At 63.7% G+C, this 13,864-nt stretch carries 12 protein-coding genes and 1 pseudogene; 6 read left to right on the top strand and 7 right to left on the bottom strand.

Annotation, left to right across the window (positions count from 1 at the left end; translation table 11 throughout):
* The 4 genes and pseudogenes from QCE88_RS30340 to QCE88_RS30325 all read left to right on the top strand — a co-directional run.
* Positions 1–445, top strand: a pseudogene (locus tag QCE88_RS30340) (acetyl-CoA C-acetyltransferase); the annotation flags it as partial.
* A gap of 162 nt (positions 446–607) precedes the next feature.
* On the top strand, positions 608–1,351 hold the full coding sequence (gene phbB / locus QCE88_RS30335; RefSeq protein ID WP_309908741.1) for an acetoacetyl-CoA reductase: 744 nt from the start codon (positions 608–610) through the stop codon (positions 1,349–1,351).
* 97 nt (positions 1,352–1,448) lie between these two features.
* Positions 1,449–1,667 carry a hypothetical protein gene (locus QCE88_RS30330; protein ID WP_309908740.1) on the top strand — a complete coding sequence of 73 codons (219 nt, stop codon included), beginning with the start codon at positions 1,449–1,451 and terminating at the stop codon, positions 1,665–1,667.
* A 206-nt stretch (positions 1,668–1,873) separates the two neighbouring features.
* Positions 1,874–2,200, top strand: coding sequence for a hypothetical protein (locus QCE88_RS30325; protein WP_309908739.1), 327 nt, complete (start codon positions 1,874–1,876; stop codon positions 2,198–2,200).
* Positions 2,201–2,272: 72 nt separating this feature from the next.
* On the opposite strand, the gene QCE88_RS30320 is transcribed toward QCE88_RS30325, so the two are convergent.
* From QCE88_RS30320 to QCE88_RS30300, 5 genes are all read right to left on the bottom strand, one after another.
* Entirely contained in the window at positions 2,273–2,716 is a 444-nt protein-coding gene (locus QCE88_RS30320; RefSeq protein WP_309908738.1) for a DUF2501 domain-containing protein, read from the bottom strand.
* A 94-nt stretch (positions 2,717–2,810) separates the two neighbouring features.
* A complete protein-coding gene (locus tag QCE88_RS30315; protein WP_309908736.1) occupies positions 2,811–3,194 on the bottom strand; it encodes a VOC family protein in 384 nt (127 codons plus the stop codon).
* Positions 3,191–4,375, bottom strand: a complete 1,185-nt coding sequence (locus QCE88_RS30310) for an MFS transporter (RefSeq protein WP_309908735.1) — start codon at positions 4,373–4,375, stop codon at positions 3,191–3,193. Before QCE88_RS30310 ends, QCE88_RS30315 begins: the two co-directional genes overlap by 4 nt.
* Positions 4,372–5,154 (bottom strand): DeoR/GlpR family DNA-binding transcription regulator, encoded by a 783-nt coding sequence (locus QCE88_RS30305; protein WP_309908734.1) that lies wholly within the window; start codon positions 5,152–5,154, stop codon positions 4,372–4,374. Before QCE88_RS30305 ends, QCE88_RS30310 begins: the two co-directional genes overlap by 4 nt.
* A 79-nt stretch (positions 5,155–5,233) precedes the next feature.
* Entirely contained in the window at positions 5,234–6,493 is a 1,260-nt protein-coding gene (locus QCE88_RS30300) for an aromatic ring-hydroxylating dioxygenase subunit alpha (RefSeq protein ID WP_309908732.1), read from the bottom strand.
* A 253-nt stretch (positions 6,494–6,746) separates the two neighbouring features.
* On the opposite strand from QCE88_RS30300, the gene QCE88_RS30295 reads away from it, so the two are divergent.
* On the top strand, positions 6,747–7,688 hold the full coding sequence (locus QCE88_RS30295; RefSeq protein ID WP_309908730.1) for a LysR substrate-binding domain-containing protein: 942 nt from the start codon (positions 6,747–6,749) through the stop codon (positions 7,686–7,688).
* On the opposite strand, the gene QCE88_RS30290 is transcribed toward QCE88_RS30295, so the two are convergent.
* Complete coding sequence (locus QCE88_RS30290) at positions 7,682–7,996, bottom strand: hypothetical protein (RefSeq protein ID WP_309908729.1); 315 nt, start codon at positions 7,994–7,996, stop codon at positions 7,682–7,684. The two genes, QCE88_RS30295 and QCE88_RS30290, sit on opposite strands and share 7 nt — an antisense overlap.
* A 372-nt stretch (positions 7,997–8,368) precedes the next feature.
* Here QCE88_RS30290 and QCE88_RS30285 point away from each other — a divergent pair, with 372 nt between their 5' ends.
* On the top strand, positions 8,369–11,812 hold the full coding sequence (locus QCE88_RS30285) for a response regulator (protein WP_309908728.1): 3,444 nt from the start codon (positions 8,369–8,371) through the stop codon (positions 11,810–11,812).
* Here the strand turns inward: QCE88_RS30285 and lpdA are convergent.
* Entirely contained in the window at positions 11,809–13,587 is a 1,779-nt protein-coding gene (gene lpdA / locus QCE88_RS30280) for a dihydrolipoyl dehydrogenase (RefSeq protein ID WP_309908727.1), read from the bottom strand. The genes QCE88_RS30285 and lpdA overlap by 4 nt on opposite strands.
* Between the last annotated feature and the right edge of the window lie 277 nt (positions 13,588–13,864).

Below are 13,864 nucleotides of genomic sequence, written 5' to 3'. Positions count from 1 at the left end.
TGCATCGGGCATCAACGACGGCGCAGCGGCGGTCGTGGTGATGTCGGCGAAGAAGGCGGAAGCGCTGGGCCTGACGCCGCTGGCGCGCATCAAGGCGTACGCGAACGCGGGCGTGAGCCCGAAGATCATGGGCATGGGTCCGGTGCCGGCCTCGAAGCGCTGTCTGGAGCGCGCGGGCTGGAGCGTCAACGACCTGGACCTGATGGAAATCAACGAGGCCTTTGCGGCGCAGGCGCTGGCCGTGCATCAGCAGATGGGCTGGGATCAGTCGAAGATCAACGTGAACGGCGGGGCGATCGCGATCGGGCATCCGATCGGCGCATCGGGCTGCCGGATTCTGGTCACGCTGCTGCACGAAATGCAGAAGCGCGATGCGAAGAAGGGTCTGGCGTCGCTGTGTATCGGCGGCGGCATGGGCGTGGCGCTGGCGCTCGAACGTCCGTAAGTCCACGCAACGTATCAACGCATCACGAAGTACACACCGGCGCCGCGAAGGACGCGGCCCGACGCACCATCAAGATCATTACAAGCGTCGGGGACAAGGGAAGGCGCCGGTGCCATTCCGAGTTTCATCAATCTGAGAGAATTGTTCGAGAGGAGTATCAGCATGACTAAGCGAATCGCAGTGGTGACGGGCGGCATGGGCGGTCTGGGCGAGGCCATCAGCATCAAGCTGCACGACGCGGGCTTTGCGGTTGTCGTGACGCATTCGCCGGGCAACGCCAAGGTGAATGAATGGCTCGCCGACATGGACCGCCGGGGCCGCAATATCCGCGCATACGCCGTGGACGTCGCCGACTATGATTCCGCGCAACACTGCGTGGCGCAGATCCAGGCCGAAGTCGGCCCGATCGACATCCTCGTGAACAATGCAGGCATCACGCAGGACACCACCTTCAAGAAAATGACCAAGGTGAACTGGGACGCCGTGCTGCGCACCAACCTCGATTCGGTCTTCAACATGACCAAGCCGGTGTGCGAGGAAATGGTCTCGCGCGGCTGGGGCCGCATCATCAACATTTCGTCGGTGAACGGTTCGAAAGGCCAGATCGGCCAGACGAACTACTCGGCCGCCAAGGCCGGCATGCATGGTTTCACGAAGTCGCTCGCGCTCGAAGTGGCCAGGAAGGGCGTCACCGTCAACACGATCTCGCCCGGCTATCTCGCCACGAAGATGGTGACGGCGATTCCGCAGGAAATCCTCGACACGAAGATCCTGCCGCAGATCCCGGCCGGCCGCCTCGGCAAGCCGGAAGAAGTCGCGGCGCTCGTGGCGTTCCTGTGTTCGGACGATGCGGGCTTCGTGACCGGTTCGAACATCGCGATCAACGGCGGCCAGCACATGAACTAAGGATGGCCGGCGGCGCACGGTCGCACGTGCGTCGCCCTGCTGCCGAAGCAGCGCGTTTCTTCATCTGAAACAATTGCTCGCCAGAGCACTCGTGCCCATGAATGATTTTTACAAAGGCACACCTTCATATAGCGTCGGCCATCTGGATGCGGCGATCGAACATCTCGAACAGGTATTGAGTCTCGAAGGCGCGAACTCGCTTTTTTCGCAGACCTACTGGCGCGCGCGCGTCGTGCAGGCGCTGGCGACGCCGGGACTTGCGCCTTGTCAATACACGCGGCTGCAACGCTTGCTCGAGCGCATCGCGGAAGTCTGAGCGATACGCGGGAACAGGCGGAAGTGAGAGCGGTCAATCACGAACGGCCGCGCGGCCGCTCGTGCGCGGCGGCTGTCTTCGGCTCGACGACGCAAACTCTTTCATGTGATCCGTGAAGAAATTCTCGGGCGCTTGTACTATTCGGGCCGACCTCATCAATCACGGTTCACAAGCGCATGCCGAATCCAGTTCGATCCCTCTTACGTATGCGACACGCCCTCGGCGTATCCGCGCTTTCGCTTCTGCTCGCCGCGTGCGGCACGACCAGCGAGATCTCCGCCGGCCCGCAACCGGACACCTACACGGTTACGGGCAAGGCGACGGGCACGCGCATGTCCTGGGCTACCGCGCGCAATGCCGCGATGGATGCCGCAACGGATTATTGCAAGCAACGCTCGCAACGCGTCTCGGTGAAGTCCGAAGCGACGAGCGGTGTGCGTTCGCTGGAAGAGCAGACGGCGAAGGTGTCGTTCACGTGCGTACCGGACGCGACGACGGCTTCAGGCGGCGTCGCGCCGGCGCGGGACGAGTGATTCGCGTGATCGGGTAACAAAACGGTCATGACAGGGCCGGCGCGCACGCACAGCGGCGCGCTCATCCGAGAACTACAGAAGCGACTTGCCCTGAGCAAGGATCTTGTCGCAGACCTGCTTCGTGATCTGCTCCTTGAGTCCGCCGCCGCTGAGATCGAGCGTCTTGCCGCCACCGCTGTCCAGCACGCCTTTCGCGCCATCCGTATAGCCGCTGTCCGTGGAAGGCGAGCCGCCGAGCTTGCTCATCAAGCCATCCTTCACGGACGACGCACTGCCGCCGAGATAGTTGTTCTTCACGCAGAATTCGAGCACGCCTGCGACATTGCCCGTGCTACTGGATGTCAGCGAGTCCATCGACAGACCGTTTCCCAAACCGCTCAGACTGCTGAGTCCGCCGCCGCCGCTGCTCTTTCCCTGGTTGAGAAGGTTGCCGAGCTGCGCATGCGCGATGGATGAGCAGAGCAAGGCCGCAACGAGGATGCTGCTCGCGCCCACCTGTCGTTTTGAAAAGATCATGGAGCCTCCGCTGGGTGAACTCCCACTATAGTTGGTTTTCGGCGGGGCACTCGGTGAGCGCGTATCGGCGCAAATGGCGAAACGCAGTGCGACGCTATGCCGTAATTTCGATGCGCGAGCCATCCGGCGCGGCGATTACGGCTTCATAGAAGCCGTCGCCGGTGAGACGAGGCGCAGCGACCAGCAAGCCCTCGGCGCCGCAGCGCAGCGCCATGGCGTCCACCGCCGCGCGGCTGCCGAGTGCAATCGCGAGATGATCCCAGCCCATTTGATCTGCGATGCCGGCATTCGCGAGCCACGGCGCTGTCATCAGTTCGATCTGCACAGCGTCGCCGGGCAATGAGACGAAGCAGGAGATGAAGCCTGGCCGGCGCTGGCTGTGATACTGCACTCCGATTTCCGCGCCAAAGTGCTCGCGCCAGAATGCGGCCGCCGCGTCCAGATCGCGCGTCCATAGCGCCATGTGCGCGATATTCATTGCCGCACCTTTTCGGCCTGACTCGCCGTCACCCTCCGCGCACAGACTGGCACGAAACACAGCAACCCAGCCAGCACCCAGAACGCGCCCGGCAAGCCTACTTCCTTCGCGACAAATCCCACGCCCGCCGGTCCGAGCAGATGCCCGGCATAACCCGTCATCGTGATGGCCGCCACCGCCAGCGTGGACGGCATTGCATGTTGAGTGCCCGCGCGTCGGAACAACACCGGCACCACGTTCGATGCGCCGAGCCCGATCAGCACGAAGCCGCCCATCGCCGCAACGGCGGACGACGCGGTCAGCAGCACGACGAAGCCCGCAATGGCAAGCAGCCCGCCCCAGAACACCATCGCACGATCGCCGATGCGGGCCGTCAATGCATCGCCGCCGAAGCGGCCGGCGGTCATCGCGATCGAGAAGCACATGTAGCCCAGTCCGCCCTGCGCGGCCGCGACGCGTCCGGTGCTGGTGAGCAGCAGCGCGCTCCAGTCGAGCAACGCGCCTTCCACGAGAAAGGTGATGGCGGCCAGCGCCGCCAGCAAGAGCACGACGCCACGCGGCACGGCGAACAAGGGCGCGTCGTTCGCGCTGGCGGTTTCGATCAGGCGCGGACACGCTACCACGGTCGCACCGAACATGAGCACCGCGCACAACGACGCGCTCAGCAGCATGCCGATGTGCATCGACAGAAGGAAGGTCATGAACAGCGAGCCGGCGAATCCGCCGACGCTGAACAGCGCATGAAAGCCGGACATCAGCGGTTGCTGCGCGGCGCGCTCGACTTCGACTGCATGAATGTTCATCGCGACATCGAGCGAACCGAGACACGCGCCGAATCCGAGCAGGGCGACGCCGAGCGCGACCGGCGTATCGGCTACCGTGAGCAGCGGCAGAATGGCGGCGAGCCCGATTCCGCCCGCAACGATGATCGGCTTGCTGCCGTAGCGTGCGCTGAGCGCGCCGGTCATCATCATCGCGAAGACCGAACCGAGGCCGATGCAGAGCAACAGCATGCCGAGCACGCCGTCATCGACGCCGAGACGCTGCTTCGCGAACGGCACGAGCGGCGCCCAGCACGCGACACCGAAGCCCGCAACGAGGAAAGCGAGCCGCGTCGCGAGCCGCGCAGCCGGGTGTGCGCCATGCGACGCGCGCGGCTCTGGAAGGGAGCGCGCGCTCATGATTCAACGGGCCCGGTGGCCGTCAGAACCGATGTACCGCCTTTCGACAGCGCCGTACGTTCCGCGCGGGGCAGATCGTGCTCGACGACCACACAGCCGATCGACTTGACCGCGGCGATGCGATGCGGCGCGCGCGCGTCGAACTTGTCGTTGAGCGCGAGCACGATGCCATGCCGGCTGGCTGCGAGAACGGCGCGCTTGAAGCTTGCGTCGGCGAGCGAGAAGGCGCTGATGCCCGTTTTCGACGAGATCGCGCACGAGCCGATGAAACAGCGGTCGATGTTCATCTGCGCGATCTGCTGCATGGCTTGCGCATCGACACAACCGCCGACCGCCGGATCCACGACGCCGCCGGTCATGATGAGCGGCAGATCGGCGCGGCGCAGTACGGCGGCGGCGATATCGACGGAATTGGTCGCGACCGTGAGGCCGAAGTCTTCCGGAAGCAAGGCGACGAGCGCCAGATTGGTGCTGCCGCTGTCGAGGAACAGGAGTTCGCCCGGTTCGATCAGCGGCACCGCCGCGCGCGCCAGCACTGTCTTGCGTTCCTGGGCCTGGTCGATCCGGCTGGCCATGGGCGCCGATGCTGGCGTGATCGGCAGCGCGCCGCCGTACACCCGGCGGCAGCGGCCTTCCGCCGCGAGCGCGCGGAGATCGCGCCGGATCGCGTCTTCCGAGAGCTGGAATTCCGCGGCAAGCGCCGCCGCGACGACCGGCTGGCCTTGGGCGAGCCTCGCCGCGATTTCATCGCGGCGGGCGAGTGGGATGTCTTCATTCATGAGTGTGCATTCTAGTGTGCACAAACAAGAATGTAAACGTGCATAAACGTGCATGTCGAACATGCACGTCAGCGGAGCCTCAGATGCCGTGTTCGCTCAGACGCGCGTCATACCAGCGGCAGAACTGGTCGAGCGCGGTTTCGGTATAGCGCGAATACGGGCCCGGCACATAGGCCGGATCCTGCGTGCCGTTGTGCGTGTTCGCGACGAGATCGGCGTCCTGGCGCGTGGTGGCGAGCCAGACTTCGGTGAGCGTCTGGACGTCGTAGTCCACGCCTTCGACCGCGTCCTCGTGAACCAGCCACTTGGTGCGCACGACAGTCTTGTCCGGCCCGATCGGCAGGATGAAGGCGACGACCGCGTGATCGCTCATGACGTGGGTCCACGAATTGTGTCCCCACAGATGCACGTCGCCCAGATCGCGTCGTTGCAGATCACCGAGGAGTTTCGTGCTGGCCACGCGGGTCGAGATCGTCTGCGATTCGTTGCTGCCCGCAATGACAAGACGTTGCGTGCGGAAGTTGGTCTGCGCGCTTTCATCGACGGCTTCCACCAGTTCGCAGATGAAGCCATCGCGCTCCCAGTCTTCGCGGCTTTTCTCGTTGCGCGCCGTATAGGCTTCGTAGTCCCTGACGGCGTCCTCGCCGAGGCCGTCGAGACAGTAGCCGAAGTCTTCCGGCAGGAACGAATTGGACAGCTCGGGATGTGTTCCTTCGCAGTGATAGCACTCGCGATTGTTCTCGATCACGAGCTTCCAGTTGCCGTTCTCGATGATCTCCGCTTCGAACGCGATCTTCGTCCGCTCCATCTGATGCGGCGCGAAGCGCGGCGTCATCGCCTGATCGAGCTTCGTGACGTCTTCCGGCGGTTCGTCGGCCAGACACACGTAGATATGGCTGCCGATCACCTTGGTATGCACCGGAATCAGGCTCTTGCACTTGGCATCGAAATCCTGGCCCATGTGCGCGGCGTGCTTGAGACTGCCGTCGAGATCGTAGGTCCATTGGTGATACGGGCACACCAGCATGCCGACGCTCGCCTTGCCCGCTTCCTTCATGATCCGCGAACCGCGATGGCGGCAGACGTTGCGATAGGTGCGGATGTTGTCGTCGTCGTCGCGCACGATCATGATCGATGCCCGGCCCACTTCGACGGTGGAGACATCGCCCGGCTCGGGAATGTCCGCCGTCACGCCGGCGAGAATCCAGAGCTTGCTGAAGAAGACGTCGAGATCGTTCTCGAACACGTCCTGACGGCTGAAAACTTCGCCCGGAAAGCCGCAGCCGGGCTCCCGGCTGTCGAGCAGTTCGCGATGGGTCTTGTGGGGAGTGGCTGACACGGTGCGCTCCAGAGGAATGTGTTTCCGGCGGGCGTTCCCAGCCGCCGTACGCGCAGTATTGGAGTGCCGCTGACGAGCGTCAATGTCCTTTAATCTCCGTTTCGCATTACTCTATGTTATGCGTGGCGAGCCTTGAAAATTGAGGCAGAATCGCGCCTGCCGCAGTCGTCGCGTGCTGTATTCACCGGACAGGAACCGTCGTCAGATGAAGAATGCAAGAGGCCCCAAAGGTTACAGGCGGATCATTCCTTCCATGACCGCGCTGGTCGAGTTCGAAGCCGTCGCGCGGCTTGGCAGCTTCACGCATGCGGCGAGCGAACTGGGCGTGAGTCAGGCGGCTGTCAGCCGGCAGGTGAAAGTGCTGGAAGAGACGCTCGGCGTGAGGCTGTTTCATCGCCTGCATCGCTCCATCTCGCTGACCGGCGAAGGCGAATCGCTGTATCTGGTCGTCGCGGAATCGATGCAGAAGATCGCGGGCGTGTTCGACCGACTTTCCACCGGTTTCGAGCAGCGCGAACTCGTGCTGGCTTCCACCGCCGCCTTCTCGCAACTTCGCCTGGTTCCGCGTCTCGCCAGCCTGAAGCGGCTGCAACCGAAGCTGCAATTGCGCCTGACCGATCCGATGTTCATCGCGGATCTGCGTCACAACGAAGTCGATGTTGCCGTGCGTTTCGGCGACGGCTCCTGGACGGACGGCACCTCGACCTATCTCTTCGATGAAGAAGTGTTTCCCGTGTGTTCGCCAGACTGGCTGCGCGAACACGAGGCGCCCGAGACCCTCGAAGCGCTCGCGCAGATGCCGCTGATCGGCTCGGATTCGACTTCGGAAGGCTGGATGGGCTGGGAGGCGTGGTTTGCATCGGTGGGGCATCGGCCGGCACGCCTGAATTACGCACTTCGCTGCAGCATCTATTCCGATGCCGTGCTGGCGGCGCGCTGCGGGCAGGGCGTGTCGCTCGGCTGGGCGCGGCTCGTGACGGACTTCCTGGCTTCGGGCGAACTGGTGCGGCTGCACACGGCGTCATGCAAACCGGCCGACGCGTACTACATCGTCGTTCCGCACGGACGGTCGATTACCTCGTCGATCGATGGTCTGGTCGAATGGCTGCATGAGGAACCCGCCATGCCTGGAGAACGGGAAGAGGGCGCTGCTGCGTCACAGGACGCAGGCAGCGCCGGCAAACCCGCTTACTGACTCGCGGCCCGGCCGATGCCGGCCTTCTTCTGCGCGTCCTGGATGTCCTGCGGATATTTGGCGTCGTCACGCACGGCCGGGTTATAGCCGGCGTCTTCGAGCTTCTTGAGTTCGGCGTTCTTCTTGGCGCGCGCCTGCTTGCGGGCGGCCTTGCGCGCCGCTTTCTGGTCGGCCTTGGTGGTGGGCGCGGCCTGCGTGGCGCCATTGGCGGCGGGGCTGTCCTGGGCGCTGGCGAGCGGCGCGACTGACAGCCCGAATACGGCCGCCATCAGGGAAACGGCAAGTCTGCTGCCGAGCGTTGCTTTCATAGCCTCTCCAGAGATCGGTTGAACGTCGCGCGGCCGGGATTGGCCGCGAAAAGCGGTGAAACAACTCGCAAGCACTTTCTCCAAGCCGATGACGCTTTCCTCGTGGCCGTGGCGGCTGAATGCCGTGCGTCGATTGTAAGGCGGCGCGCGCAAATATTCAGGGAGGCGCAAGGATGGCCGCGTCCGTTTCGAATGCCGATACGGTGCTACCCTTCGCGCACGCGTCAGCCGGCTCCCGCGCGGCCGATTCAAAGCGGTTATGATGCGCACCGGCTGGAATCACAACTACAACTTCAGAAACGGCTGCGGCGATTGGCGTCATCAAGACAGCCGGTTTCGCCGGGCGGCCGCCACGCTTAATCGGAGCTGTTTATGCCCTTGCGGTCCGGTGTCGACGAGGCCAGCTTTCGTCGCATTCTTCTGCGCAACATCACGCTGCCGCTCGCGACGGGCATCGTCACGGCGGTCACATTCCTGGCGCTCGTGCTGTATCTGCTTTCGGGCATCAACTGGGTCGAGCATTCCGAGCGCGTGATTGGCAATGCGCAGGAGATCGGCCGGCTGGTCAGTGATAAAGAGAGCGCGATTCGCGGCTTCCTGATCACCGGCGATGAATCGTTCCTCGCGCCCTACGAGACGGCGAAGCCGAAGCTGTCCGCGGATATCGACACGCTTGCCGGCCTCGTGTCCGACAACACGCCGCAGGTGGACCGCCTGATCCGCATACGCGCGTTGCAGGCGCAATGGGACAAGGTGGCCGACGCGTTGATCGACGCGCGCCGCCACCAGCAGGATTCGGCCGCCCTCGTGCGCGCCGGGCGCGGCTCGCCGGAACGCGCGGAAACGGAGCGCGAGCTCGAGGCCTTTCTCAACATCGAGCAGACGCTGCGTTTGCAGCGCATCGAGTCGGCCAAACAGCTGACGACGATTACCGTCGTTGTGTTCATGATTCTGAGTCTGGCGCTTTCGGTGGTGCTGGCGGTGTTTGGCCGACGCGAGCTGATGAGCCTGTCGGGCGCGTTCGGCGCGGCGATTGACGAACAGGAGCGGCAGACCCGGGCGCTGCAGGAGCAGGCATGGCTGCGCGACGGCCAGCGGCAGCTTGCGGAGACGGTCATCGGGCGGCAATCGCTCGATCAGCTGTGCCAGTCCATTCTCGATTTCCTCTCCGACTACCTGAAGATTTCACTCGGCACGTTCTATGTGCGCGAAGCCGACGGCACGCTCAAGCGCACCGCCAGTTTCGGCTTCGATCCGGCCAGCGCGGCGGTGCCCGCGTCGCTGGCGGGCGTGACGAGTCTGGTCGGGCAGGCGGTGCATGCGCGCAAGCTGACGAGCGTCGCCGAGGTGCCGTCCGGTTACTGGAAGGTCACCTCGGCGCTGGGCGGGAGCGCGCCGGCGAGCCTCGTGATCGTGCCGATCGAGAACGAAGGGCGCGCGAACGGCGCACTCGAACTCGGCGCGATGCACGCGCTCAGCGCACGCGACCGGCAGTTCCTGGAGATGGTGGCGCGGAACATCGGCGATTTCGTCGATGCGGCGCAGTATCGCGAACGCCTGCAGCGCGTGCTGGAGGAAACGCAGCAGCTGAACGAAGAATTGCAGATGCAGCAGGAAGAACTGCGCACCACCAATGAGGAACTGGAGCAGCAGACGAACGCGCTCTCGCACGCCCAGGCCTATCTTGCGAACCAGAAAGCCGAGCTGGAGCAGACCAACGATCAGCTGGCGGAGCAGGCGCGCGTGCTCGACGAGCGCAATTCGGCGCTCAACGCAGCGCAGGGCGAACTCGAAGCGCGCGCCGATGCGTTGCAGCGCGCGAGCCGCTACAAGTCGGAGTTCCTGGCGAACATGTCGCACGAACTGCGCACGCCGTTGAACAGCTCGCTGATTCTCGCGAAGCTGCTTTCGGAGAACAAGAGCGGCAATCTGAACGGCGATCAGATCAAGTATGCGCAAACCATTTATTCCGCGGGCAACGACCTGCTCAACCTGATCAACGACATCCTCGATCTTTCGAAAGTCGAGGCGGGCAAGCTGGATCTGCATATCGATGATGTGCCGCTGCAACGCATCATGGAAACGCTGCGGCGCACGTTCGAACCGCTCGCGCGGCAGAAGCAGCTCACGCTCGAACTGCGCAACGAGATGGCTGGCTATCCGACGCTCGAAACCGACTCGCGGCGTCTCGAACAGGTGCTGAAGAATTTGCTGTCGAACGCGATCAAGTTCACGGATGCCGGTGTCGTTTCGCTGACGCTGCGGAACGCGGGCTCCTCGCGTGCGGTGGAATTCGAAGTGAAGGACACGGGTATCGGCATCCCGACAGATCAGCTCGATGCGATCTTCGAGGCCTTCCAGCAGGCCGATGGCACCACGAGCCGTCATTACGGCGGCACGGGTCTGGGCTTGTCGATTTCACGCAGCCTGGCTCATTTGCTTGGGGGCACGATTGCGGTGCGCAGCGTTCAGGGCACGGGCAGCATCTTTACGCTGACGATGCCGCTTGCATACGATGCGGCTGTCGAAATTCCACAAACTGTGGAGCCCGTGAAAGCCGTTGAAGTGGTGGAAACGGTTGAAGCAGTCGAACCCGCCCGCGTGATCGACGACGATCGCACCGATCCCGCGCCCGGCCGCCGCCTCGTGCTGGTGGTCGAGGACGACGCGCGCTTCGCGCAAGTGTTGTTCGATCTCGCGCACGAGCTGAACTATCGCTGCATCGTGAGCGGAACGGCGGGCGAGGGGCTGCGTCTCGCGCAGGAGAGCGCGCCGAGCGCGATCCTGCTCGACATCGGCTTGCCGGACCGTTCGGGTCTGGTGCTGTTGCAGGAACTGAAGGCGAATCCGCGGACGCGACATATTCCGGTGCATGTGGTGTCGGCGTCGGACCGCAGCGAAGCGGCGCTGCATCTCGGGGCGATCGGCCATGCGGTCAAGCCGACCACGCGCGAACAGTTGCTGGAGATATTTCAAAGACTCGAGGAAAAGAGCAGCCAGAAGATCAAGCGCGTGCTGCTGGTGGAAGACGATGCGCGCCAGCGCCAGAGCATCGTCGAACTGATCAGCGATGCGGACGTGGAAATCACGCCGGTCGAGTACGGACGCGAAGCGCTCGACCTGCTGAAGACGACGATCTTCGACTGCATGATCATCGACCTGAAGTTGCCGGACATGCAGGGCGGCGACCTGCTGCGCCAGATGGCCGCGATCGATGCCTATTCGTTCCCGCCGGTGATCGTCTACACGGGCCGCAACCTGACGCATGACGAGGAAGCGGAGTTGCTGCGCTATTCGCAGTCGATCATCATCAAGGGCGCGCGCTCGCCGGAACGTCTGCTCGATGAAGTGACGCTGTTCCTGCACAAGGTGGAAACGGATTTGTCGGCGGACCGCCAGGCGATGCTGCATGTGTCGCGCTCGCGGGATCGCGTGCTGGACGGCCGGCGCGTGCTGCTGGTGGACGACGACATCCGCAACATCTTTTCTCTGTCGAGCGCGCTGGAGCATCAGGGGCTGAAGGTGGATATCGGGCGCAACGGCTTCGAGGCGATCGAGGCGCTGAACAAAAATCCGGACATCGACGTCGTGTTGATGGACGTGATGATGCCGGGCATGGACGGGCTTGAGGCGACGCGGCGCATCCGCGAGGATGCGCGCTTCAGGAAACTGCCGATCATCGCGATCACGGCGAAGGCGATGAAGGACGATCAGGAACAGTGTCTCGCGGCGGGGGCGAGTGATTATCTGGCAAAGCCGATCGACATCGACCGGCTTTACTCGTTGTTGCGGGTGTGGATGGCGCGGCGCGTCTAGATGTTCAACGCCCGCTTGTCCACCGCGAGCGCCGCCTCGCGCATCACCTCCGAAAGCGAAGGATGCGGATGGCAGATCCGTCCGATATCCTCCGCCGCCGCCTTGAACTCCATCGCAACGACCGCTTCCGCGATCAGATCCGACGCGTTCGCCGAAATGATATGCACGCCGAGGATCTCGTCGGTCTTCGCATCGGCGATGATCTTGATGAAGCCATCCGTTTCACCGATACCCATTGCGCGGCCGTTAGCCATCATCGGGAACTGGCCCGCCTTGACGTCGCGGCCCTCCGCCTTCAGCGCCTGCTCGGTCTGCCCGACCCACGCGATCTCCGGATGCGTGTAGATCACCCACGGAATGCAGTTGTAGTCGATATGCGGCTTCTGCCCGTCGATGATTTCCGCCACCAGCACGCCCTCGTCTTCGGCCTTGTGGGCGAGCATCGGGCCGCGCACCACATCGCCGATCGCATACACGTTCGGCACCTTCGTGGCGCAATGGCCATCGACGGGAATGAAGCCGCGCTCATCCGCCGCCAGCCCGATTGAATCGAGGCCGAGATTGTCGGTGTTGGGCACGCGGCCAATCGATACGATCAGCCGGTCCGCGTCCAGCGTCTGCGCGTTGCCGTCCTTGTCCTTGTAGGAGATCGACACGTTCGAATCGGTCGTCTTCACGCCGTCGATCTTGACGCCGAGGTGAATGGCCAGGCCCTGCTTCTTGAACAGCTTGGCGGCTTCCTTTTGCAGTGCGGTATCCGTGGTGCCGAGGAATTCGGGCAGCGCTTCGAGAATCGTCACTTCCGCGCCGAGCCGACGCCACACCGAGCCGAGTTCCAGCCCGATTACGCCTGCGCCGATCACCGCGAGCTTCTTCGGCACGGATGTGAAGGCGAGCGCGCCTTCGTTGTCGGAGACGATCTTGTTGTCCACCGGCACGTTCGGCAGATGCCGCGCCTTCGAGCCCGTCGCGATGATCACGTGTTGTGCGGTGTGGCTCTCGCTCGTGCTCTCGCCGCTCACTTCTATCTTGAAGTTGCCGCCGTCCTTGCCGGCGAGCTTGCCATGGCCCTTGAGCCAGGTGATCTTGTTCTTGCGGAACAGGAATTCCACGCCGCCGGTAATTTTCTCGACGATCGCTTCCTTGCGTCCGACCATCTTCTCGACATCGACGGCCAGGTTGTCCATCGTGATGCCGAAGTCGCCGAAATGGAGTTTGGCCTTCTCGAATTCTTCCGACGATGCCAGCAACGCCTTCGACGGAATGCAGCCGACGTTCAAACAGGTGCCGCCGAGCTTCGGCTTGCCCGCAGGGTTGATCCATTCCTCAACGCAGGCGACCTTGCGGCCCAGTTGCGCGGCGCGGATCGCGGCGATATAGCCGCCGGGCCCGGAGCCGATCACGATGACATCGAAGTCGGCTTTCTGGCCGGTCGCGGCGGGTGCTGTGGCTTCCGTGGGTGCTGCGGGCTTTTCGGGCGTTGCAGGTGCTGCGGGCGCCGCCGCTGCCGCAGGAGCCGCCGCCGCAGCCTTCGCTTCGGTATCGATGACGGCGATCACGTCATCCGCGTGAACGATGTCGCCCGCTTTCTTCAGCACTTCCACGAGCGTGCCGGCGCCGGGCGCGGGCACTTCGAGCACCACCTTGTCGGTTTCCAGTTCGACGAGCGTCTCGTCCTGTGCCACGGCGTCGCCCGCATTTTTCTTCCACGGCAGCATCGTCGCTTCAGTGACGGATTCGGAAAGCTGCGGAACCTTGACTTCAACCCTGGCCATTCAGATTCTCCTTGTGAGCGAGCGCGTTGTTCGCGTTTGGAAATGTCCGGCGCGGCGCCTGGTGGACGCGGCCTTCCACGGCCGGCCCGGCGCGCCGAAGTCGTAGGATACGCCGTGTCCGTAGCCCGCGCGCAGCAAGGCGCGGACGGCCGGTGCGTTTTCGCCGTCGCTATATTCGATGGTATATTGCGAAAAGGCTTTCGACTGACCTGGCCGGCGCGCGATGTCGCGTCTGCGAGCGGCATGACCGCGCTCGTCCTGGCCCTGCCGATCAAGC

It is taken from the genome of Caballeronia sp. LZ035, from assembly GCF_031451175.1.
GTDB lineage: Bacteria > Pseudomonadota > Gammaproteobacteria > Burkholderiales > Burkholderiaceae > Caballeronia.
The sequence above is the reverse complement of the archived record's forward strand: the minus strand, read 5'-3'. Positions and strand labels throughout refer to the sequence as shown.

Coding starts and splice junctions, on each gene's coding strand:
- phbB (WP_309908741.1), top strand. CDS start 608: ATGACTAAGCGAATCGCAGTGGTGACGGGCGGCATGGGCGGTCTGGGC.
- QCE88_RS30330 (WP_309908740.1), top strand. CDS start 1,449: ATGAATGATTTTTACAAAGGCACACCTTCATATAGCGTCGGCCATCTG.
- QCE88_RS30325 (WP_309908739.1), top strand. CDS start 1,874: ATGCGACACGCCCTCGGCGTATCCGCGCTTTCGCTTCTGCTCGCCGCG.
- QCE88_RS30320 (WP_309908738.1), bottom strand. CDS start 2,716: ATGATCTTTTCAAAACGACAGGTGGGCGCGAGCAGCATCCTCGTTGCG.
- QCE88_RS30315 (WP_309908736.1), bottom strand. CDS start 3,194: ATGAATATCGCGCACATGGCGCTATGGACGCGCGATCTGGACGCGGCG.
- QCE88_RS30310 (WP_309908735.1), bottom strand. CDS start 4,375: ATGAGCGCGCGCTCCCTTCCAGAGCCGCGCGCGTCGCATGGCGCACAC.
- QCE88_RS30305 (WP_309908734.1), bottom strand. CDS start 5,154: ATGAATGAAGACATCCCACTCGCCCGCCGCGATGAAATCGCGGCGAGG.
- QCE88_RS30295 (WP_309908730.1), top strand. CDS start 6,747: ATGACCGCGCTGGTCGAGTTCGAAGCCGTCGCGCGGCTTGGCAGCTTC.
- QCE88_RS30290 (WP_309908729.1), bottom strand. CDS start 7,996: ATGAAAGCAACGCTCGGCAGCAGACTTGCCGTTTCCCTGATGGCGGCC.
- QCE88_RS30285 (WP_309908728.1), top strand. CDS start 8,369: ATGCCCTTGCGGTCCGGTGTCGACGAGGCCAGCTTTCGTCGCATTCTT.
- lpdA (WP_309908727.1), bottom strand. CDS start 13,587: ATGGCCAGGGTTGAAGTCAAGGTTCCGCAGCTTTCCGAATCCGTCACT.